The 21290-nt window shown below is 72.0% G+C and carries 20 protein-coding genes, 1 pseudogene and 1 riboswitch; of the genes and pseudogenes, 8 read left to right on the top strand and 13 right to left on the bottom strand.

Annotated elements, in window-relative coordinates; translation table 11 throughout:
• Nucleotides 1-7: 7 nt before the first annotated feature.
• The 4 genes from ACFZAU_RS25465 to ACFZAU_RS25450 form a co-directional block, all read right to left on the bottom strand.
• Complete coding sequence (locus ACFZAU_RS25465) at nt 8-1120, bottom strand: ABC transporter ATP-binding protein (protein WP_500554109.1); 1113 nt, start codon at nt 1118-1120, stop codon at nt 8-10.
• On the bottom strand, nt 1117-2115 hold the full coding sequence (locus tag ACFZAU_RS25460; RefSeq protein ID WP_499602317.1) for an ABC transporter permease: 999 nt from the start codon (nt 2113-2115) through the stop codon (nt 1117-1119). Before ACFZAU_RS25460 ends, ACFZAU_RS25465 begins: the two co-directional genes overlap by 4 nt.
• 105 nt (nt 2116-2220) lie before the next feature.
• Nucleotides 2221-3993, bottom strand: coding sequence for an ABC transporter substrate-binding protein (locus ACFZAU_RS25455; RefSeq protein ID WP_500554108.1), 1773 nt, complete (start codon nt 3991-3993; stop codon nt 2221-2223).
• A 105-nt stretch (nt 3994-4098) separates the two neighbouring features.
• Complete coding sequence (locus ACFZAU_RS25450; protein WP_499602321.1) at nt 4099-5091, bottom strand: ABC transporter permease; 993 nt, start codon at nt 5089-5091, stop codon at nt 4099-4101.
• A 323-nt stretch (nt 5092-5414) separates the two neighbouring features.
• Between ACFZAU_RS25450 and ACFZAU_RS25445 the strand changes: the two genes are divergently transcribed.
• Nucleotides 5415-6926, top strand: a complete 1512-nt coding sequence (locus ACFZAU_RS25445) for a DUF885 family protein (RefSeq protein WP_500554107.1) — start codon at nt 5415-5417, stop codon at nt 6924-6926.
• A 139-nt stretch (nt 6927-7065) separates the two neighbouring features.
• Here ACFZAU_RS25445 and ACFZAU_RS25440 read toward each other — a convergent pair whose 3' ends face one another.
• Together ACFZAU_RS25440 and ACFZAU_RS25435 are read right to left on the bottom strand one after the other, a co-directional pair.
• Nucleotides 7066-7869, bottom strand: coding sequence for an enhanced serine sensitivity protein SseB C-terminal domain-containing protein (locus ACFZAU_RS25440; RefSeq protein ID WP_500463138.1), 804 nt, complete (start codon nt 7867-7869; stop codon nt 7066-7068).
• A gap of 77 nt (nt 7870-7946) precedes the next feature.
• Nucleotides 7947-8729 carry an enhanced serine sensitivity protein SseB gene (locus ACFZAU_RS25435; protein ID WP_500554106.1) on the bottom strand — a complete coding sequence of 261 codons (783 nt, stop codon included), beginning with the start codon at nt 8727-8729 and terminating at the stop codon, nt 7947-7949.
• Between the two features lie 208 nt (nt 8730-8937).
• Between ACFZAU_RS25435 and ACFZAU_RS25430 the strand changes: the two genes are divergently transcribed.
• Complete coding sequence (locus ACFZAU_RS25430) at nt 8938-9681, top strand: hypothetical protein (RefSeq protein WP_500463136.1); 744 nt, start codon at nt 8938-8940, stop codon at nt 9679-9681.
• 42 nt (nt 9682-9723) lie between these two features.
• Here ACFZAU_RS25430 and ACFZAU_RS25425 read toward each other — a convergent pair whose 3' ends face one another.
• The gene (locus ACFZAU_RS25425; protein WP_500554105.1) at nt 9724-10401 is read right to left on the bottom strand and encodes an AAA family ATPase; all 678 of its coding nucleotides are present in this window, start codon (nt 10399-10401) and stop codon (nt 9724-9726) included.
• A gap of 171 nt (nt 10402-10572) precedes the next feature.
• A riboswitch (glycine riboswitch) is annotated at nt 10573-10673 on the top strand.
• A 179-nt stretch (nt 10674-10852) separates the two neighbouring features.
• Between ACFZAU_RS25425 and gcvT the strand changes: the two genes are divergently transcribed.
• The 4 genes from gcvT (at nt 10853) to ACFZAU_RS25405 (ending at nt 15305) form a co-directional block, all read left to right on the top strand.
• On the top strand, nt 10853-11965 hold the full coding sequence (gene gcvT, locus ACFZAU_RS25420; protein WP_499602331.1) for a glycine cleavage system aminomethyltransferase GcvT: 1113 nt from the start codon (nt 10853-10855) through the stop codon (nt 11963-11965).
• A gap of 85 nt (nt 11966-12050) precedes the next feature.
• Nucleotides 12051-12431: a glycine cleavage system protein GcvH gene (gene gcvH, locus ACFZAU_RS25415; protein WP_499602333.1), complete on the top strand. Its 381-nt coding sequence runs from the start codon at nt 12051-12053 to the stop codon at nt 12429-12431.
• A 63-nt stretch (nt 12432-12494) separates the two neighbouring features.
• Nucleotides 12495-13766, top strand: coding sequence for a serine hydroxymethyltransferase (glyA, locus tag ACFZAU_RS25410; RefSeq protein ID WP_500554104.1), 1272 nt, complete (start codon nt 12495-12497; stop codon nt 13764-13766).
• Between the two features lie 156 nt (nt 13767-13922).
• Nucleotides 13923-15305 carry an L-serine ammonia-lyase gene (locus ACFZAU_RS25405; RefSeq protein ID WP_500554103.1) on the top strand — a complete coding sequence of 461 codons (1383 nt, stop codon included), beginning with the start codon at nt 13923-13925 and terminating at the stop codon, nt 15303-15305.
• Nucleotides 15306-15409: 104 nt separating this feature from the next.
• Here ACFZAU_RS25405 and ACFZAU_RS25400 read toward each other — a convergent pair whose 3' ends face one another.
• From ACFZAU_RS25400 to ACFZAU_RS25390, 3 genes are all read right to left on the bottom strand, one after another.
• Nucleotides 15410-16198, bottom strand: coding sequence for a hypothetical protein (locus ACFZAU_RS25400; RefSeq protein ID WP_500554102.1), 789 nt, complete (start codon nt 16196-16198; stop codon nt 15410-15412).
• A gap of 41 nt (nt 16199-16239) precedes the next feature.
• Complete coding sequence (locus tag ACFZAU_RS25395) at nt 16240-17025, bottom strand: hypothetical protein (protein ID WP_500554101.1); 786 nt, start codon at nt 17023-17025, stop codon at nt 16240-16242.
• A gap of 91 nt (nt 17026-17116) precedes the next feature.
• Entirely contained in the window at nt 17117-18208 is a 1092-nt protein-coding gene (locus tag ACFZAU_RS25390; protein ID WP_500554100.1) for an ABC transporter permease, read from the bottom strand.
• Between the two features lie 68 nt (nt 18209-18276).
• Here ACFZAU_RS25390 and ACFZAU_RS25385 point away from each other — a divergent pair, with 68 nt between their 5' ends.
• Nucleotides 18277-18726, top strand: coding sequence for a MarR family winged helix-turn-helix transcriptional regulator (locus ACFZAU_RS25385; RefSeq protein ID WP_500554099.1), 450 nt, complete (start codon nt 18277-18279; stop codon nt 18724-18726).
• A 96-nt stretch (nt 18727-18822) separates the two neighbouring features.
• Here ACFZAU_RS25385 and ACFZAU_RS25380 read toward each other — a convergent pair whose 3' ends face one another.
• The 3 genes and pseudogenes from ACFZAU_RS25380 to ACFZAU_RS25370 form a co-directional block, all read right to left on the bottom strand.
• Nucleotides 18823-19083 (bottom strand): hypothetical protein, encoded by a 261-nt coding sequence (locus ACFZAU_RS25380; protein ID WP_500554223.1) that lies wholly within the window; start codon nt 19081-19083, stop codon nt 18823-18825.
• Between the two features lie 347 nt (nt 19084-19430).
• A pseudogene (locus ACFZAU_RS25375) lies at nt 19431-19505 on the bottom strand (hypothetical protein); the annotation flags it as partial.
• On the bottom strand, nt 19502-20050 hold the full coding sequence (locus ACFZAU_RS25370) for a sigma-70 family RNA polymerase sigma factor (protein ID WP_500554098.1): 549 nt from the start codon (nt 20048-20050) through the stop codon (nt 19502-19504). The pseudogene ACFZAU_RS25375 and the gene ACFZAU_RS25370, both read right to left, overlap by 4 nt.
• Before the next feature lie 194 nt (nt 20051-20244).
• On the opposite strand from ACFZAU_RS25370, the gene ACFZAU_RS25365 reads away from it, so the two are divergent.
• Nucleotides 20245-21201: a hypothetical protein gene (locus tag ACFZAU_RS25365; RefSeq protein WP_500554097.1), complete on the top strand. Its 957-nt coding sequence runs from the start codon at nt 20245-20247 to the stop codon at nt 21199-21201.
• The last annotated feature ends 89 nt before the right edge of the window (nt 21202-21290 follow it).

The raw sequence follows: 21290 nt of genomic DNA, 5'->3' as shown, positions 1-21290 counted from the left end.
TGGCCTTTCACAGCTTCGGCGCAATCTCTTCGGTCCAGATGCGCTCCCGGTCCGCCACGCCCAGGTGGCAGGCGGCGTGGTGCCGGCTGCCGACCTCGCGCAGTTCCGGAACGACGGTGGTGCTGGCGCCGCCGGTGAGCTCCGCGTACGGACAGCGCGGGTGGAAGGCGCAGCCGGACGGCACGTTGATCAGGCTGGGCGGCGAGCCCTTGACCGGGTTGAGCCGTTCGGTGCGCTCACGGTCCAGACGCGGCATCGAGCCCAGCAGGCCCCAGGTGTAGGGGTGCTGCGGCTCGTAGAAGACCTTGTCCGCCGGCCCGCGCTCCACGCAGCGTCCGCCGTACATCACCAGGATGTCGTCCGCGAGCTCGGCGACGACGCCGAGGTCGTGGGTGATGATGATGACCGCGGAGCCGAACTCCTTCTGCAGGTCCCGGATGAGGTCCAGGATCTGCGCCTGCACGGTCACGTCGAGCGCGGTGGTCGGCTCGTCCGCGATGAGCAGGTCGGGGTTGTTGGACAGCGCCATCGCGATCATGGCGCGCTGCCGCATGCCGCCGGAGAACTGGTGCGGGTAGTCGTCGACGCGCTTGTCGGGCTGCGGGATGCCGACGCGGTCGAGCATCTCGATGGCGCGCTTGCGCGCCACGGCCTTGGACACGTCGTGGTGCACCCGGTACGCCTCGACGATCTGCGCCCCGACGGTGAAGTAGGGGTGCATCGCCGACAGCGGGTCCTGGAAGATCATCGCGACGTCCTTGCCGCGCAGCCGCCGGACCTCGTCCGGGTCGGCCGAGATCAGTTCCCTGCCCTCGAGCCAGATCTCGCCGGACATCCGGGCCTTGCTCCGGCCGTACTGACCGGTCCGGTGCAGGCCCATGATCGCCAGCGACGTGACGGACTTGCCGGAGCCGGACTCGCCGACGATGCCGAGGGTCTTGCCCTTCTCCAGCTGGAAGGAGAGGCCGTCGACGGACTTCACCAGGCCGTCGTCGGTCGGGAAGTGCACCTTGAGGTCGCGGACCTCGAGGAACGACGTGGGCTGCGCCTTCCCGGCCACCGGCTCGTTCGGCGCGGAATCCGCCCCGGTACCGGACTTCTGGATGGGGAGGTCGGTCATGACAGCCTCACGCGCGGGTCGACGACGGCGTACAGCAGGTCTACGAGGAGGTTGGCCACCACCACGGCGACGGCCGCGATCAGCGTGACGCCGAGGATCAGCGGGAAGTCCTTGTCCCCGATCGCCTTCACCGCCGCCTGGCCGATGCCGGGCAGGCTGAACGTCGTCTCGGTGAGGATCGCGCCGCCGACGAGGGCGCCGAGGTCCATGCCGAGGATGGTCAGCACCGGGGTCATGGTCGAGCGCATGGCGTGCTTGCCGATGACGACCGGCTCGCGCAGGCCCTTGGCACGGGCGGTGCGGATGTAGTCCTCGCCCATGATCTCCAGCATGGTGGCCCGGGTCATCCGGGCGTACATGGCTGCGTAGAGGAAGGCGAGCGTGACCCAGGGCAGCAGCATGCCGCCGAACCACCCGGATGGCGAATCACCGAACGGCACGTATTGGCCGTCGATCCATCCGAGTCCGTAGACGACCACCGCGAGGGCGATCATGCCGGTGAAGTAGATGGGGAGCGAGACGCCGGCGAGCGCGACCGTCATCAGCGTGCGGTCCAGGGCGGAGCCGCGCTTGAGGGCGGAGACGACACCGGTGCCGACGCCGACGACGACCCAGATGACGCAGGCGCCGGCCGCCAGCTGCAGGGTCACCGGGAGACGGTCCGTCAGGACCGGCCAGATCGCCTGCTCGTTGCGGAAGGAGTAGCCGAAGCAAGGGGCGGAGCAGTGCGTGACATCGGTGCCATTGGCGTAGTCACGCCCGGCGATCAGCCCCCACAGGAACTTGCCGAACTGCACGAGGATGGGATCGTCGAGGCCCATCTTCTTCCGAATGCCCTCGAGGGAGGCCGGGTCCGCCTGCTTCCCGATGAAGTAGGTGGCGGGGTCGACACCGACCCATTTGGGGATCAGGAAGAAGATCCCGAAGGTCACCAACGTGATGACCAGCAACATGACGACGACAGCGAACAGTCGCCGGATGATGTATGCAAGCACTGTGCTCGGCCCGGCGGCGGCCCGGGGGTTCCCCGGGCCGCCGCACGCGGCCATCACCTGCCCTTCGTGCCTAGCGGGTGTGGCACTCGATCGATTCGAGGGTTGTTACTGCACGCCCAGCGAGGCGTAGTCGTAGCGGCCGTTGTACGCGTCGGCCGTGTAGACGTTGGTCAGGCGCGAGCTGCGCCAGATGATGTTCTTCTCGAAGGTGAAGGGCAGGTAGTACGCGCCCTCGGAGACCTTCTGGTTGATCTGCTTGTACAGCTCGGCCGCCGCGTTCGGGTCGGTCTGCTGCAGCGCCTGGTCGAACAGGCCGTCGATCGACTTGTCCTTGATCTCGGCGAAGTTGTTGTTGCCGCTCTCGAGGATGAACCGGCTGTCGACCAGCGGCTGGAGGAAGCCCTGGCCCGACGGGAAGTCGGCGCCCCAGCCCATGATGATGATGCCGTAGTTCTTGGACTTGACCGTCTTCGGGGCACCGATGATGCCGGAGGTCTGCGCACCGTCGAACTCGTCGAGCTCGGTGGTGATGCCGACCTTCTTCAGCGACTCCTGCAGCGACTCGGCCGTGGCGATCTCGATCGGCTTGTTGTTGCGGACCGCGATCGTGGTCTTGAAGCCGTTGGGCTGGCCGCAGGCCTTGAGCTCCTTCTTGGCCTCCTCGACGTTGCCCGTGGTGTCCTTCAGGACGTTGTACGGGTCGTAGGCACCGTCGGCGCCCTTGATGCCCAGCGGGAGCATGTTCGGGGCGATGGCACCGCCGGCCTGCGGGCCGCCGCGGGCGGTCTGCAGCGACTTGTGGTCGGCGGCGAGGATGACCGCCTTGCGGCAGTGGATGTTGTCCATCGGCTTGACCGTGGTCGGGAAGACCGCGTAGCGGATGAAGCCGGTGTCCGGGTTGTCGGCGTTGGCCTTGTTCTTGCCGAGCACCTCGGCACGCGCGGCCTGGCCGACGCCGGTGGCGTTCAGGTCCAGGTCGTAGTCGCCGTTGATCAGGCGCTTGTCCATGTCGTCGGCGTTGGTGGTCAGAGTGACCGTGATCTTGTCCGGCAGCGCCTTGCGGAGGTCGTCGGTGGACGCGCTCCAGTTGGTGTTGCGGACCAGGACCATCGACTTGTTCGGCGTGTACGACTGGAACTTGTACGGGCCGCTGGAGAACGGCTTCAGGCCGTACTTGGCGCCGGTGTCCTTCGCCGCGGGGACCGGGGAGCCGGACGGCATCGCGAGCATCTGCTCGAAGTCGCTGTTCGGCGTCGCCAGGTGGAAGGTGATGGTCTTGTCGTCCGGCGTCTCGATGGCCTTCAGACCGAGCTTGTCCGGCGAGGTGTCCTTGTAGGGACCCTTGTACTCACCCTTGGGGTCGAGCACCTGCTGCAGGTAGATCGGGCCGCCGGAGATGACGTCCTGCGCCCAGATGCGCTCGATGCCGTACTTGACGTCCTTGGAGGTCAGCGGGGAGCCGTCCTCCCACTTCAGGCCGTCCTTCAGGGTGTACGAGTAGGTCTTGCCGCCGTCGCTGACCTTCGCGAGGCCGGTCGCGAGGTCCGGCTTCAGCGTGGTGCTGGCCAGGCCCGGCTCCGGGGTGAAGGAGACCAGCTGACGGGTGTAGTACCGGGCGAAGTCCCACATGAAGCCGTAGTAACCACGCTGCGGGTCCCACGAGTCGGCGTCCTGGGTACCGATGAACTTGAGCGTGCCGCCCTTCTTGTCGGACGCGTTCGCCACCTTGTTGACGGCGGCGTTGAATCCGGGGGCCTTGGCGTTGCCGTCGGACTTGCCACCGCCGCCTCCGCCGCAGGCGGCGGTGGACAGCAGCGTGGCGACCACGACGACCGTCCCTGCGGCCAGCCTGCGCCTCGATGAGCGTGGGGATGTCACTTTTTCGTAACCTCCGTGATTCGCGGTCCGCGACTTTCCGCGGACCTGCGGTCCTTCTCGGTGAGAAGCCACCTGACGGGAATGGCAGGGGCGGTGTGCGAGGGGCTAGCGGGAGCCCTTCGGGTCCAGCGCATCCCGTACGCCGTCACCGAAGAGGTTGAAGGCGAGCACGGTGATGAAGATCGCCAGGCCCGGGATCAGCATGAAGATCGGGTCCGTCTCGTAGAAGGACAGCGCCTTGAAGAGCATCTGTCCCCACGACGAGGTGGGCGGCTTCACGCCGACCCCGAGGAAGCTCAGGGCGGCCTCGGTGAGGATGTTCGTCGGGATCATCAGCGTCGCGTAGACGGTGATGGGTGCGACGAGGTTGGGCAGCAGTTCACGGAAGAGGATGTAGCCGCGGCCGGCACCGAGGCTGCGGGCCGCGTCGACGTACTCGCGCTCCCTCAGGCTCAGGGTCTGGCCGCGCACGATGCGCCCGACGTACGGCCAGCCGAAGAAGCCGATCACGACCACCAGGACGCCCATGCGCACGCCGGTGCCGCTGAATCCCAGCAGCGAGTTCGGCATGACCGAGACGAGGGACATGATGAAGAGCAGCTGCGGGAAGGCGAGGAGCACGTCCATCACACGGCCGATGGCGGCGTCGACCCAGCCGCCGAAGTAGCCGGCCATTATGCCGAAGAAGGTGCCGAGGACCACGGCGACGATCGCCGACAGGAAGGCCACCAGCAGGGAGATCCGCGTGCCGTAGACGATGCGGCTGAAGACATCGCGGCCGTTGACCGGCTCCACGCCGAAGAGGTAATCCCCGCTGATGCCGCCCCACTTGCCGGTGGGCGTGCCGAACAGCGGGTCGATCTTGTCCTCGTGGAAGTCGTTCGGCGGGTGGCCGAAGGCGCTGACGATGAGGGGGGCGAAGATCGCGACCAGGATGAGGAGGACGACGATCACGCCGCCCGCCAGCGCGACCTTGTCGCGCTTGAGGCGCATCCATGCGATGCGCCCGGGCGAACGCCCCTCGATCGCCTTCGCGGGTATGTCGGCGGCGACGTCGGCGACGGCCGTCTCAGCGGTGTCGTGCAGCGGTGCTGTCATGTCTCCTCGTGCATCCCCCTGCCGGCGGTGGCCGGCTTCGCCTGGCCGTCCGCCCGGGTCGACGGAGCGGACCGACCATGTCGGGCGCAGCTCTTGATGGTGGTGCGGTGGCGCTGGGCTGTGTGTTTGACGTGTGATGAATCGTTAAGGCGACGCGTGAGGCGTCTTGGTGCGCGAGTCTTCATGGGGCGTGGATCACGCGCCAGACCCCACAGGGAAGCGATGCGCAACCGTGATGTGGTGAGCCTTCGTCCGTTATTACCGCAGTGTTACGCGCGTTGACAGATCGCCGCGATGCAACTGGAGTCGCTACCGTCGACGCCATGAATGATCGGCTTCGCTCGGTGTGCGACCTGATGGTCCCCGTGGTCAGGGAGATGGCGGGACTCCACGAGTACGACGGCCAGGTGCAGGATCTGTCGCCCGCAGGCGTCCGCCGCGGACTGTCCTCGCTCGCCCACGCCCGGCTGCGCGAGCCGGCCCTCGCCGACCCCCACGACGAACGGCACCTCTCGGTCTTCGAGGACACCCTCAAGGTCCAGTACGGGGAACTGGAACTGCACCGCCGCGACCCATATCCGCATTTGTCCAATCTCGAACTCACCGCCTACGACCGCGAGTACGCGCCCCGTGAGGAGCTTGCCGAGGCACGCAGACGCCACCTGCAGCAGTGGCCGGACGCCGTCGACGCGGCCATCGCGTCGCTCGACCGGGTGAGCGCGCCGGTCGCCGGGGCACTCCTCGGGGCGGTCCGCGGACTCGCCGCCGACCTCGACCCGGAGGCCGAGCCGGAGGCGGGTCCCGCGCTCGCCGCGCACGCCCGGCTGGTCGACCACATCGCCCGCGCCGCCGAGACCGGCGACCCCGACCCGCGGCTCGGGGGCGAGGCGCTGGCCCTGCTGATGGGCAGTCAAGAAGGCCTGCACGTCGACCTGTCGGCCCTGGCCGACGAGGCCGAGCGCGAGCGGGACCGGCTCACCGCGCTCCTCACCGAGTCCTGCGGGCGGCTGGACCCGAAGGCCGGCGTGGACGAGCTCATCCCGCGGCTGCTGGCCGACCACCCGGACGCGGACGGGGTCATCCCCGAGGCCGCCCGGCTCACCGAGGAGGTCATCGAGTTCACCCGGCAGCGCGGGCTCGTGCCCTGGCTCGACGGGGACTGCCTGGTCGGACCGGCACCGCCGTCACGCCGCTGGTCCATGGCAATGATGACCTGGGCCGCGCCGGAGGAGGCCGACTCCGCCTCCTGGTACCACGTCACCCCGCCGGAGCCGGACTGGCCGGAGGAGGAACGCGAGGAGTGGCTCTCGGTCTTCAGCCGCACGAGCCTGCCGGCGATCACCGTCCACGAGGTCGCGCCGGGCCATTTCGCCCACGGCCGGGCATTGCGGCACGCACCCACGCAGGTACGGCGTGTCCTGCACTCGCTCTCCTTCTGCGAGGGCTGGGCGCACTACGTCGAGGAGGTCTGCCTGGAGGAGGGCTTCCGTGCCCGCGACCCCCGCTTCGCGATCGGCGTGGCGCTGGAGGCGCTCGTACGCGTCACCCGGCTGGCGTGCGCGATCGGGCTGCACACGGGGGCGATGACGCTGGAGGAGGCCACGCAGCGCTTCATGCGGGACGCCCACCTCGCGCGGGCCGGCGCGGCCTCCGAGGCACGGCGCGGCACCTTCGACGCGGCCTACGGGCGCTACACCTGGGGCAAGTTGGAGATCATGCGGCTGCGGGAGCGCGCCCGGCGCGCCTGGGGGCCGGAGTTCTCGCTCCAGCGGTTCCACGGGGCGCTGCTGGAAATGGGGAGCCCGCCGCTGGGGCTCATCGACGCGATCCTGTGACCGGGGTCCCCCGCGGAGCGGGTCCGTCGCGCCTGCGGCGGGCCGCCTCCCACCCACTCGCCACCCGCCCGTCACCGCCTTCCTGACCTGCACGGAGGCGCCGTCCGGGTGGGCGGGTGGGAGAGACCCGCCGGGAGCGTCAGTAGGGCTGCGGGGCCCACCCGTACGTCGCCCCGGGAGCACCCGGCGCGCCCGGTGCGCCCTGTGCACCCGGCGCGCCGTGGGCGTCACGGGAGTAGAAGGGCTGCGCCGAAGCCCGCATCCACATACCGACCGGGTCGTACTCGTCGGTGAGCGCGACCGTGGCGACCGGCAGCCCTTGCGGCACCGCCCCGAGGGCGGACTGCATCATCAGGCGCACCGACTCCACGGCCTGGGGCCCGGCGTCGTAGAGGTCCACGCCGATCGCCAGGTAGGGCTCGCCCAGTACGGGCTGGACCCAGGCGCGCCGCAGGGAGCGGACGGCCGGGCTGCGATGGGCCTGCTGGGACAACAGGGCGTAGTACTGGGGGATCTGGAGCGCGGGCTCGCCGATCCGCAGCGGTCCGGCCGGGGAGCGGTCGAGGCCGAGGCTGACGCGCCGCAGGTCGAGCCAGGGGACGCCGACGCCGCCGCCGGGGGCGTGCGGGTTGAGCCACAGGCCCCAGCGGTCGGGGAAGAGCGAGGCCGCGATCTCGCGGCCGGACACCACCTCGTGGGCCCGGTTCCAGCCGCAGGCGGTGAACTCCTGCGGCGAGGTCACGCACGGCGCGTAGCCGTGGCCGGCGACCTCCATGTTGCCGTACTGCGCGTCCGCCCCGCCGGGGGTGCCCTGCCAGAGCAGCATCCACACCTGGCTGTCGGCGAGGGTCCGCAGCACTTCCTCGTAGGCGTCGTACCTACCGGGCGTCACCTGCCGGAGCGCATGCTCCAGCCCCCCGCCCCCTCCCACGCCGGCGCTCACGTGTCCCGCCCTTCCGCGTCTGCCTCGTCCGCGTCGTCTGCTCCGCCGAATGCCTCTGGTGCCGTACGGGACCCAGGTTATGCGCCCGTGCCGACATAGAAGGGTCGCACGCGCTCCAGCATCCAGTCGCCGATGGGGTCCTGTGCGACGTCCAGCAGCACCAGACTGACCTGCCAGGGCAGCGGTACGGCGCCGAGCGCGCGCCCGAGGGCGGCCATGGCGGCGGCCCGGTCCTCCTCCTGCCAGCGGTCGAGTTCGACGCCGACGAAGAGGGTGGCGGGGTCGCCCTCGACGCTGGCCAGCGCGCGGCGGGCGGAGAGCACGACCGGGGTCACGGCGAACTCGCCCGCGGCTACGGCCAGGAAGTCGACCGGCTCCTCGTCCGGCGAGGGTTCCCACAGCCGGACCCGGGCGCCGGTGGGGGTACCGGGCTCGCGGTCGGTGCGGCACAGCTCCATCACCGCGGCGGGCGGCAGCGGGATGCCCACCGCGCCTCCGGGGTTCACGGCGATCCCGATCTGCGGGGGCAGCCCCCGGGCGAACTCACGGGCGGGGGCGACGGCGAAGCTCATGCCGGTACCGGCGGCGAGGAACTGCTGCTCGGAGCTGAAGACGGGGACGTAGACGCCGCCGTCGAGTTCGAGGGTCGGCAGGTCGAGGTCGGTGCTCTCGGGACTGCCGCCGTTCGGCAGCGGGATCCACAACTGCGAGCGTCCGAGCACCTCCAGGACGCGGGCCGTGGCACCCGGATCGCCGAGTGCCGCGGAGAGCACTTCCTCGAGTTCGTTGGCGGGCCAGCCGCCGGCGCCGTGGCCAGGCGGGGCGAAGCCGTCCGGTATCCGCTGCCCCGGGATGTTCACTGCGTTTCGCCTCGCAATTTCCTGTGGTGGTGCGCTCCGTGGAAACCCTATCCGGCGGCGGGCGCGGACGACCCCCGCATCACGCGCCCGTCACATCGGCCGCCCCATGCCGTGGTCACATATTGCGATCGTCCGGTTGCGAAGCGTCACAGCGGCTCCGAAGGTAGGACGAGCAAGGAGAACACCCTCAACCGGGAGATATCTCGACATGCGCATCACCAGGATCAACTCCACCCTCATAGCGGCGGCCGTGTGCGCCTCGCTGACGATGGGCCTCACCGGCGGTGTCGCGAGTGCCCAGGCCCCCACCCGGAGCACGGCCGTCGAGGTCGAGCACCTCGCCGCTCGCGCGGCGGACACGGGCAACGCCGAACTGATCTCCAAGCTCGGTGACACGCTGTCCATCGGGGCCAAGCTCACCCAGGAAGCCCAGGTCGAAAGCCCGGACTCGGCGAAGCTCGAGGAACTCCGCAAGGGTCTGGAGGAGGCGAGCGGGCAGCTGGCCTCGGTCCTCGACCAGGCGGGTGCGGTTTCTCCCGGCTTCACCGACCCGGCGGCCATGGATCCGGGCGCGCCACAACCGGGCCTGGAGCCAGGGGACCCCGGCCTGCCGGGTGACCCGAGCACCATCGACCAGGTCGGCGGTCCCGGCGATCAGGGCGCCGCGGACGCCGTCACCGACGTCAAGAACGCGCTCACCAAGCTGGTCCAGGACGTCACGGACCTGCTGGCCAAGGTGGTCGCCAAGGACCTCGCGGGTGTGACGGCCGGTGTCGCCGCCGTCGTCGCCGACCTGCAGGCCCTGCTGCTGGCGGTGCCGAAGCTGCTCACCGGCGCACTGCCGCTGCCGCTTCCGCTCCCGCTGCCGCTCCCCCTGAACGACCAGGGGCAGCAGCTGTCGCCCGAGGCGGAGATCGCGCCCCAGGCCCAGGTGGATCCGCAGATTGGTTGATCGTTCAGCGGTACCGCCCCTCACGCGTCGCGGCCCGGCCGCTCAGCCGTCGAAGTCGATGGCCTCGAGCTCCCGGGCCGCTTCGCGGTCCAGCAGCACCACCGAGGCGCACGCCCCCGGCAGCCGGCCCGCCTCCGCCTCCGTCAGCAGGCGGCGGGAGGCGGCACGGTGCCGGGCCATGGCGTACGCCGACACCCGGCGGCCGCGTTCGCGCTGGCCGTCCAGCGCGGTCCGGACGGGGACGTCCAGCAGCACCAGGTGCATGCCCCTTCCCCGGCGCCGGGCCTCACGGGAGACCCAGGCGCGCACCCAGCGCAGGGTTCCGCAGTCGTGGAGCACGACGCTGTCGCCCGAGCGCAGCGCCCGCCACAGCCCGGCGTAGTGAGCGATCCGCACCAGGGGACGGTAGAGGGCGTACGGCAGCAGCCGCGGAACCCGGGCCTGCCAGCGTTCCCTGACGTCCTGTGAGTCGATCAGGCGGGCGCCGCCGGTCGCGCGCCGCATGAGGGTGCTCTTGCCGCCGCCCGGCAGGCCGGAGACGAGCAGGACGTCCCCCGGCGGGTAGCGCAGGGTGCGTACGGGCCGGCGCCCCCGTCGCAGATCGATCAGCCGCCGCGGCCGTACGGCACGTCCCCCGCGACGCGCTTCCCCGGCCCGCGCCGGTACCGGCCGGGACACGGCCGGACCCCCGGCCGTCGCATACGCACTCTGCCACCGCACAGTTCGCCCTCCGGGTCCGACGTTCAAGATGGTAAATCCTGTGTCTTTGCCTACCCAGAGGAACGGCGGCGTTACTACCGGATCGGGACCGGACCGGGACATCCGGGACGCGATCGCGACAACGGCGGGCGCCCGTGCAATGATGGCGGCCTCAATCGCATATAGGCCGTTCGAGGCCGCGCGGGAGAGTTTCCGCACCGCTGTGGCGGGCGGGACGCCGAAGGAGCAAGTCCTCCCTTGAATCTCTCAGGCACAGATACCGCGCGTTCGAGGCACATCTGAAAAGCGGGCGAGCCCTCCCGGCCACGGGGGTGCCGCCCCACCCAAGGTGCAAGCCGGGACTCCTCCGCACGGAGGGTCCAGGTGAACCTCTCAGGTTCCGATGACAGATGGGGAGGACCTGCCCCGTCATCGCCCTACCTGTCTCTTCCTTGCCTTGGGAGCCCGCCCGATGAGTGAATCCCGCCGTACCGCACTGGACGCGCTGCACCGCGCCCTCGGCGCCACCATGACCGACTTCGCGGGCTGGGACATGCCGCTGCGGTACGCCAGCGAGCGCGACGAGCACACCGCCGTACGGACCCGGGCCGGTCTCTTCGACCTGTCCCACATGGGTGAGATCACGGTCACCGGTCCGGGTGCGGGCGAGGCCCTGGACCACGCGCTGGTGGGCCACATCTCGGCGCTGGCCGTGGGCCGTGCCCGCTACACGATGATCTGCGCGCCCGACGGCGGCATCCTCGACGACCTGATCGTCTACCGCCTCGGCGACGAGGAGTACATGGTCGTCGCCAACGCCTCCAACGCCCAGGTCGTCCTCGACGCGGTGACCGAGCGCGCCGCCGGCTTCGACGCCGCGGTCCGCGACGACCGGGACGCCTACGCGCTGATCGCCGTCCAGGGGCCGAACTCCCCCGCCATCCTGAAGTCGGTCACCGACGCCGACCTCGACGGGCTGAAGTACTACGCGGGCCTGCCCGGCACCGTGGCCGGCGTCCCCGCGCTGATCGCCCGCACGGGCTACACCGGCGAGGACGGCTTCGAGCTCTTCGTCGCCCCGGCCGACGCGGAGAAGCTGTGGCAGGCGCTGACCGAGGCGGGCGCGGACGCCGGCCTGGTGCCGTGCGGCCTGTCCTGCCGCGACACGCTGCGCCTGGAGGCGGGCATGCCGCTGTACGGGCACGAGCTGACCACCGCGCTCACCCCGTTCGACGCCGGGCTCGGCCGGGTCGTGAAGTTCGACAAGCCAGGTGACTTCGTGGGCCGCGAGGCGCTGGCCGCGGCCGCCGCCAAGGCCGAGGCCACGCCGCCGCGCAAGCTGGTCGGTTTGGTCGCCGAGGGCCGCCGGGTACCCCGGGCGGGCTACCCGGTGGTGGCGGGCGGCGAGGTGGTCGGCGAGGTCACCTCCGGCGCCCCCTCCCCGACCCTGGGCAAGCCGATCGCCATCGCGTACGTGGACGCCGCGCACGCCGCGCCGGGTACCTCCGGTGTGGGCGTGGACATCCGCGGTACGCATGAGCCGTACGAGGTGGTGGCCCTGCCGTTCTACAAGCGGCAGCGCTGAGTCCCCGGTCTCATCCGGCACACCCGTCCCACCTGTCAAGACAGCCGTTCACCAGCACATACCGTCATCCAGGAGAATTCACGCCATGAGCAACCCCCAGCAGCTGCGGTACAGCAAGGAGCACGAGTGGGTCTCGGCCGCCGACGCGGACGGCGTGTCGTCGGTGGGCATCACCGAGCACGCGGCGAACGCCCTCGGCGATGTCGTCTACGTCCAGCTCCCGGCGGTCGGTGACACGGTCGCCGCGGGCGAGACCTGCGGTGAGCTGGAGTCGACCAAGTCGGTCAGCGACCTGTACGCCCCGGTCTCCGGTGAGGTCACCGAGGTCAACGAGGACGTCGTCAACGACCCCTCGCTGGTGAACTCGGCGGCCTTCGAGGGCGGCTGGCTGTTCAAGGTGAAGGTCACCGAGGAGCCGGGCGACCTGCTCTCCGCGGACGAGTACACCGCCTTCACCGGCAACTGACCGCTCGGGACCTCCCGGCAGCTCCGCCCTGTCCACTCCGACCTCCGGACGGATGACCCCCTGATGTCGCTTCTCAACAGCTCACTGCACGAGCTCGACCCCGACGTCGCCGCCGCCGTCGACGCCGAACTCCACCGTCAGCAGTCCACCCTCGAGATGATCGCCTCGGAGAACTTCGCTCCGGTCGCGGTGCTCCAGGCCCAGGGCTCGGTGCTGACCAACAAGTACGCCGAGGGGTACCCCGGCCGCCGCTACTACGGCGGTTGCGAGCACGTCGACGTCGTCGAGCAGCTCGCGATCGACCGGATCAAGGCGCTCTTCGGCGCCGAGCACGCCAACGTCCAGCCGCACTCGGGCGCGCAGGCCAACGCGGCCGCGATGTTCGCGCTGCTGAACCCCGGCGACACGATCCTGGGTCTGAACCTCGCCCACGGCGGGCACCTGACCCACGGCATGAAGATCAACTTCTCCGGCAAGCTGTACGACGTGGTCGCCTACCACGTGGACCAGGAGACCGGTCAGGTCGACATGGCCGAGGTCGAGCGCCTGGCCAAGGAGTCCCGGCCGAAGCTGATCATCGCCGGCTGGTCGGCGTACCCGCGGCAGCTGGACTTCGCGGCCTTCCGCCGGATCGCCGACGAGGTCGGCGCCTACCTGATGGTCGACATGGCGCACTTCGCCGGTCTGGTGGCGGCGGGCCTGCACCCCTCCCCCGTGCCGTACGCGGACGTCGTCACCACGACCACGCACAAGACGCTGGGCGGCCCGCGCGGCGGCGTCATCCTGTGCAAGGCGGAGCTCGCCAAGAAGATCAACTCGGCGGTCTTCCCCGGCCAGCAGGGCGGCCCGCTGGAGCACGTCATCGCGGCGAAGGCGGTCGCCTTCAAGATCGCGGCGAGCGAGGAGTTCAAGGACCGCCAGGTCCGCACCCTGGAGGGCGCGCGGATCCTCGCGGAGCGGCTGACCCGGGACGACATCGCGGCGGCCGGCGTCTCGGTGCTGTCCGGCGGCACCGACGTCCACCTGGTCCTGGTCGACCTGCGCGACAGCGAGCTCGACGGCCAGCAGGCCGAGGACCGGCTGCACGAGATCGGGATCACGGTCAACCGCAACGCGGTCCCGAACGACCCGCGCCCGCCGATGGTCACCTCCGGCCTGCGCATCGGCACCCCGGCGCTGGCCACCCGCGGCTTCGGCACGGAGGACTTCCGCGAGGTCGCCGACGTCATCGCCGAGGCCCTCAAGCCGGGCTTCGACGCGGAGACCGCCAAGGCGCTCGGCGCCCGGGTCACCGCCCTGGCCGGCAAGCACCCGCTGTACCCCGGCCTGAAGTAGCGAGTGTCACCCGGTGTGCGGGGCCGCTCCGTGAGGACGGTCCCGCACACTGGAACACAGGCGGCGCACCCACGCCGCGCCCACGTACCACCCGGCGGCGAACCCGCCGGCCGCCCGCGGACAACGGGGTCCGCGAACCCGAGGAGTCATCGCACCGTGGCCATCTCCGTCTTCGACCTCTTCTCGATCGGCATAGGCCCCTCCAGCTCCCACACCGTGGGCCCGATGCGCGCCGCGCGGATGTTCGTCCAGCGGCTGAAGAACGACGGCATGCTGGCGGGCGTCGCCTCCGTGCGCGCCGAGCTGTTCGGCTCGCTCGGCGCGACCGGCCACGGCCACGGCACCCCCAAGGCGGTGCTGCTGGGCCTGGAGGGGCACTCCCCCCGCACGGTCGACGTGGACACCGCCGACCAGCGGGTCGAGCAGATCCGCCACAGCCGCCGCATCAACCTGCTCGGCGCCCACGAGATCCCGTTCTCCGCCGACGACGACCTGGTGCTGCACCGGCGCCGCTCGCTGCCGTACCACGCCAACGGCATGACGCTCGCCGCGTACGACGAGACCGGCGCGCCCGTGCTGGAGAAGACCTACTACTCGGTGGGCGGCGGCTTCGTCGTCGACGAGGACGCGGTCGGCGAGGACCGCATCAAGCTCGACGACACCGTGCTGAGGTACCCCTTCCGCACCGGCGACGAGCTGCTGCGGCTCACCCGGGAGACCGGGCTGTCGATCTCCGGGCTGATGCTGGAGAACGAGAAGGCGTGGCGCACCGAGGCGGAGATCCGCGCGGGCCTGCTGGAGATCTGGCGCGTCATGCAGGACTGCGTCAAGGCCGGGCTGACCCGCGAGGGCATCCTCCCCGGCGGCCTCAAGGTCCGCCGCCGCGCCTCGGCCACCGCCCGCCAGCTGCGCGCCGAGGGCAACACGGCGGCGCACGCCATGGAGTGGGTCACGCTGTACGCCATGGCCGTCAACGAGGAGAACGCCGCGGGCGGCCGCGTCGTCACCGCCCCGACCAACGGTGCCGCCGGCATCATCCCGGCCGTGCTGCACTACTACGTCAACTTCGTGGCCGGGCAGTCGACGGAGGCGGAGAAGGAGGACGGCGTCGTCCGCTTCCTGCTCGCGGCGGGCGCGATCGGCATGCTCTTCAAGGAGAACGCCTCCATCTCGGGCGCCGAGGTCGGCTGCCAGGGGGAGGTCGGCTCCGCCTGCTCCATGGCCGCGGGCGGGCTCGCCGAGGTCCTCGGCGGCGGCCCGGAGAAGGTGGAGAACGCCGCGGAGATCGGCATGGAGCACAACCTGGGCCTCACCTGCGACCCCGTCGGCGGGCTCGTCCAGATCCCCTGCATCGAGCGCAACGGCATGGCCGCGGTCAAGGCCGTCACCGCCGCCCGCATGGCGATGCGCGGGGACGGGCGGCACCACGTCTCCCTCGACAAGGTCATCAAGACCATGAAGGAGACCGGGGCCGACATGAAGGTCAAGTACAAGGAGACCGCGCGGGGCGGGCTCGCGGTCAACGTCATCGAGTGCTGACGCCGCGGGCCCCGGCCGCCCCGGACCTCCGGGCGGCCGGGGCCCCGCCGTACCCGCCGCGACCTCCCGTCCCCGGGGTTCCCTGAGCCCTGCCACGGGGGAGGTCAGTCGCCGACCGGCCGTACCACGTTGTCGTCGCCGACCTCGTACACGTCGATCCTGAGCGCGTGGCGCACGGCTGCGGGCACACGTCGGGCGGCAGCGAGGCCGGAGCTGGGAACGACCAGTGCGTAGCGCGTGGTTGCCGACGCGTCGGTCATCCTCCGCAGGAGCTGCCCGTACGCGACGTCCGCGTCGATGCCCGGGTCCTCGGTGCGGCCCTTCGCCTCCCCCACGATCCGCCCGCCGTCCCGCACGGCCTCGATGTCGGCGTACTCGTCGGTCGGCAGCACCGGTGTCCACCCTTCGGAGCGCAGCCAACGGCGGAAGGCCGCGACCACACGGTCCTCGTCGGTGGTCACGCGGTGCTCGGCCGTGGCGAGGAGTCCGCGCAGCGCGGCGAGGTCGGTCTCGCGGAACCGGCGCAATCGTCCCCTGGCGTCGGCCGCCAGGTCCCCCGGGCAGATGACCAGCAGGTCCAGGCCGTTCTCCGGGATCAGCGCCTCGCGTCGCTCGTCGTACAGGGCGCGCTGAACACCCCGGTGGACGCCACTGACCGTGAGGCGGTCGGGCTTGTCGAAGAAGGCGACCGGCTGGTCGTGCTGGATCTCCCGGTACTCCACCACCAGGCCGTAGCCCGGCCAGTAGGAGTCGACCGGCAGGCGTGCTCTGCGTCCCGACGGGCTCGGATCGCCCACCAGCCAGTCGAAACGGTGCTGTCGCCTCCCGCGCTCGGCCAACACCTCGTCGCACAGGTCGAGTACGTACGCCTCGTCGCTGTCCTGCCTGCCCATGCCCCGCATGATGCCAGGCGCCGCCGGAGCCGGACCCCGCCTCAGCGGTACGTGGCCGCCGCCCACACCGCCGTCGCCGCGACCGCGAGGGCGTAGCAGGCGGTGGCGGCGCGCAGGAGGCGGATCTTCGCCCGGGCGGACAGGCGGGTGCGGGACAGCAGCCAGGCCAGGGCGGGGAGGACGAGGACGGCGTGGAGGCTGACGCCGTGGAGGGGCTTGAGGGGGGCCGTCGAGGCGTACGCGGCGGCCTGGTGGCCGGTGCGGGTGAGGTGGACGCCGCGGGCGATCATGGCCGCGCCGGAGAGCAGTCCGACGAGCAGGATCACGAAGCCGGCGCGCAGGGCGAGGGGCATCCCGGTGGGCCCGCCGGGGCGGCGCCGGAAGGACGCGGCGGCGAAGACCGACAGGACGGCCACCAGGACGGCGCCGCCGGCGGCGAGCGTCATGGAGACCGCGGTGTCGAAGCCGGTCTCCATGTCGAGGTGCGACGGCACGTGCCGCCACGCCTGCAGGGTGATGCCGGCGACCTCGACGACGCAGTCGGCGGCGAACACGGTGAGCAGCAGCGCGCGCAGGCGCGCGCCGACGTCGAGGTACGAGGTGACCCAGGCGACCGCGAGGAGGGTCAGGCCGAAGGAGAGCCCGAAGGTCACCGGCTTGCGCCAGGACACCGGGCCCTCCCAGGGGCCGCCGTCCACCGCGAGGACGGCGAGGTGGAACAGCCCCGAGAGGATCAGCAGGGCACCGGTGGCCCGGCACAGGCGGTCGGCGGTGCCGGGGCGGTCGTGCGTCCGCCCCGGGGCGGTGGGGCTGGTGGTCGTCGCCATGGGCCCCAGCCTGCCCGGGGCGGCGGGGCCGGTCGTCGTCCGCGGGGAGGCGGGCCGGGTACGCCCCGGGGAGCAGCCGCTCCGGCTCGGCTCAGCGGGTGGCCGCGTGCACGATCCCCGAGGTCGCCGCGATGCGGTCGAGCAGGAACATGGTGCCCACGCACGCCACGATCCAGCAGCAGAGGATGACGATCCCGCGGGTCAGGCCGTCGTGGTGGAAGTAGGACAGGCCGTCCATGGCGCGGACGCCGACCCCGGCCGGCATGACGGAGGCCAGTGGCTGCAGCCAGCCGGGCAGGAAGGACGGCGGGAGGACGCCGCCGCTGGTGGCGTTCCCGATGATGAGCATGAAGATGGAGCCGAGGGGCACGCCCACCGGGCCGAACACGCGGATGAGCGCGACGGTCGCGGCGGCGACCGCGCCGGCCATGAGGGTCACGACGCCGAAGATCCCGAAGAAGGGCCCGGGTATCGCGCCGAAGGCCGTGCAGGCGATCAGGGTGGTGGCCAGTCCACCGACGACGGCGAAGAGGGCGATGCTCAGGACGCGCTGGTTGAAGGAGAGCCGTGGCGCGACCTGGTAGGTCAGCTGGCCGAAGAGGAAACCGGCCAGGATGAGCCCGAAGGAGGCGTAGAAGACCGACAGCCCTCTGCTGTCGCCGGACGACAGCGGCAGGATGTCTGCCACCGGGATCTTGTGGTCCTCGCCGTGCGGGACCGACGCCAGGGTGGTGACCAGGGAGGACACCGCGGGGCCGTTCGCGCCGGCGTAGACGACCTTGGACGTGCCGCCCTTGGAGAGGTAGGCCGCGTAGGCCTCGCGGTGCTCCACGGCGTGCCGGGCGGAGGCCACGTCGGGGTAGCGGTCGACCTGGAAGGCCTCGGGCGCGATGCGCTGGAGGCGTACGTCGAACAGGGCCGCCGAGTGGTCCGAGGCGACGACCGCCACCGGCAGCCGGTGCGCGGTGGGGGTGTGGAAGGCGGCGAGGAAGACGCTGACGAAGGAGAGCCCGACGATGAGCACCGAGATCACCGGGGTGATGACGGCCTTCGCGCCGGTCCGTCCCGGCCGTGCGGGCGGTGCGTCGGTCTGCGCTCCCGGGACGTGCCGCGCCCGGTGACGGTGGTGCGGAGGAGGCTGTTCCGCCGGGGGGTGCGCATCGGTGATGATCACGTTGTCCACCAGGGAGAGTCCCTCCAGTAATGTAAGCTGACTTATATAAGTTAACAGACAACAGAAGGGTGCACGGCATGCCCGTAGCGGAGCCCGGCGACCACATCGGCTATCTGATCTGGCAGATCTCGCAGGCGTACGCGATCCGTATCGAGCAGGCGCTGCGTCCGCTGCGGCTGACCCAGGCGCAGTTCAGCGCCTTGATGCGGCTCACGGTGAGCGGGCCCATGTCGGGCGCGGAACTGGCGCGCCACTGCGGGGTCACGGCGCAGTCCATGGGCACCGCGGTGCAGGGCCTGGCCGAGCGCGGGCTGGTCGAGCGGCGGGCGCACGCGACGCACGGACGCATCATCGAGATCAGCGTCACCCCGGCGGGCGAGGAACTGGCGGTCCGCGCCGAGCAGGCCATCGCCCCTGCCGAGGAGGAGGCGCTCGCGCCCTTCGCCGCGCAGGAGCGCGGACGCGTCCACGCCGACCTGCGGCGGATGCTGGAACAGCTCAACCCGCACGCACTGCCCCGGAAGTGATCGGACCGCCCTCACCACGACAGGCCCAACGACCCTCGAAGTCCCCCCGCCCGAGCGGGAGCCGGGGGCCGGGGCCGCGCCCGGCCCCCGGGGCGGTCAGAGCCTGGCCGACACGTACGCCCCGCCCTCGGCGGTCTCCACGACGACCGCGGCGACCTCACCGGGGGCCACCGCCGCGGAACCGTCGAGGCTGACGCCGCGACCCTCCCCGCCCGGCGACACCACCCAGCTGCCGGCGATCGTCCGGGCGCCGTCCCGGGCCACCACCACCAGCAGGCAGCGCTCCCCCGGCGGGATGCCGCCGACCCGGGCGTGCACCCGCACCCAGGCGGTGGCCGGGGTGAGCCGTACGGCCAAGCGGCCCCGGTGGACGGGTCGGCGGCCGAGGCGGTACGGAAGGGACCCGGGGGCGAGGCCGCGGCCGGCGGGCGGGACGCGCGCGCGGAACGGTGCTCCCCGACGAGCACACCGCCCTGGAGGAGCGCGGCCGCGACCGCGACGGCCGCCCGCCGGCGGCGCCGTGCGCCGGCCCGCTCGGCGCGCACCTGACGCAACGTCCGCTGCAGCAGCAGGTCACCGCCCTCGGGCGGGCCGTCGAGGAAGGTCTCCGGCGGGACGCCGCCGAGGGCCCGCGCCATGGCGCGCAGCTCGCCGAGTTCGGTCCGGCAGGACTCGCAGGACCCGGCGTGCTCGTCCACGGCGCGGACCTCCTCCTCGTTCAGCGCGCCCAGGACGCGGGCGGTGAGCGCCTCCCCTCCGTGTCGCTCCGGCGCGCTCATGCGGCGACCTCCCCCATCTCGACGGGCCGGTGGCGGCAGAGTTCGCGCAGCGCCTTGAGCGCGTAGTGCGACCGGGACTTGACCGTTCCCGGCGGGATGCCCAGGGTCCTGGCGGCCTCGGCGACGCTCTGCCCGCGGAAGTAGAGGACGTAGAGCACGTCGCGGTGGTCCGCGGAGAGCCGCTCCAGTGCCTCCATGACGACCACGGCGTCCACCACCGCCTCCGCGTGGTCGCGCTCCACCGGTGGCGCCGCCGTCGACGCGGCGACCTCGGTGGCGCGGGCGGCCCTGGCCCGGTACCGGTCGGTGATGATGTCGCGCGCCACGGTGAGCAGCCAACCCGGCACCGAGACCTTGCCGTTGAGCAGGGCGTCGGGATGGCGCCAGGCCCGGATCAGGGTCTCCTGGACGACGTCCTCGGCCGCGGCGCGGTCGCCGGTGAGGCGGGTCGCGTACGCGAGCAGGGCCCTGCCGTGTTCCTCGTAGAGCGCCCTGACGAGCGCCTCGTCGCTCGTGCCCCGGCTCTGCCGGGTACGGGGCCGCATTGCCGTCACCCGCCCACTCCGCCCGCCCACCGACCGTGCCGCGGTGCCTCGACGCAGACACGGCCCCCGTCCGGGCCGGGTTCAGGTGAGCCGCCTCACACCGCGCGGGCCGTGATTGAACCGCCGTGCGGCACGGGCCGTGTCTGGTCACACGCCCCCGCCCGCCCGGGCCGGTCCACAGGAGGAGACGAACGATGCGGTACAGCCCCGCGAAGAGGACGGTCCGTCTGCTGGCGGCGGCCGCCGTGCTGTTCGCCGTCGCCCCGTCCCCCGGCGCCGCCGCGGACCGCTCCCCCGCCGCGCCCGCCGCCCCCGTGCGGCCTGCACCGGAGGGACCGGGGTCCGCCGCCTCCCGGCCGTCCCGTGACGTGGCGGCGGGTGCGCCGACCCAGGGCGCGACGGCCGCGGGGATCGGGGCGGTGGTGCTGCTGGCCGGTCTCGCCGCGGGGCGGCGTCCGCTGCTGCGGACGGCACGGCGGCACCGGCGGGCGGCGCTCGGACGGCGGCTCGCCGCGGACACCCGTACCCCCCTGCTGGTCCGGCACGCGCTGCGCGAACTGGCCCTGGCGGGACGGCCCGACAGCCCGGTCCGGGTACGGGGCGTGCTCGCCGAGCCCGGCCGGGTGCTGGCCACGGTCTCGGCGTGCGGGCCGGCCCCGGCGCCGTGGACGGCGCTGACGCCGACCCGCTGGGAGCGCACGGGCCTCGAACCCGGCGAGGGTCCCGCCGCCGGGCCGGGGCCGCTCCCCCAACTGACCAGGCTCGGCGCGGTCGGCCGGGGCCAGGTGCTGGTGAACCTCGCGCGGATCGGCGGCGTCCTCAGTGTGCTCGGGGATCCCGCCGTCGCGCGGGACGCCGTGCTCGCCCTGGTGGACGGGGTGTTGGAGGCCGCGCCCGCCACCCGCACCGTGGTGGTCGCCGTGGGTCCTGGTGCCCGTGACCTGCCCGGGCCGCCCGCGGTGCTCCGGGTCCGGACCCTCCGTCAGATCCCCGCGCTGCGCGGGGCGGGGACGCCGCAGGCCGCGGCCGGGCTGATCGTGCTGCTGCACCGGCCGGAGGCCGAGGAGGCCCGCCTGCTGGCGGGGCTGGCGGGCCCGAAGGGCGGCGGCTGGACGGTCCTGACGGTCGGCCATGTCCCGGGCGCCCATTGAGCCTTTCCCGGTAATGGATCATGACGCTGCGTGATCGTTTAGACGGTTCGGTCGTACTCGAGCTGGAGCAGGATGAGGGCCGCAGCGGC

It is taken from the genome of Streptomyces sp. NPDC008238 (assembly GCF_042956445.1).
Classification (GTDB): Bacteria; Actinomycetota; Actinomycetes; order Streptomycetales; family Streptomycetaceae; genus Actinacidiphila.
The sequence above is the reverse complement of the archived record's forward strand: the minus strand, read 5'-3'. Positions and strand labels throughout refer to the sequence as shown.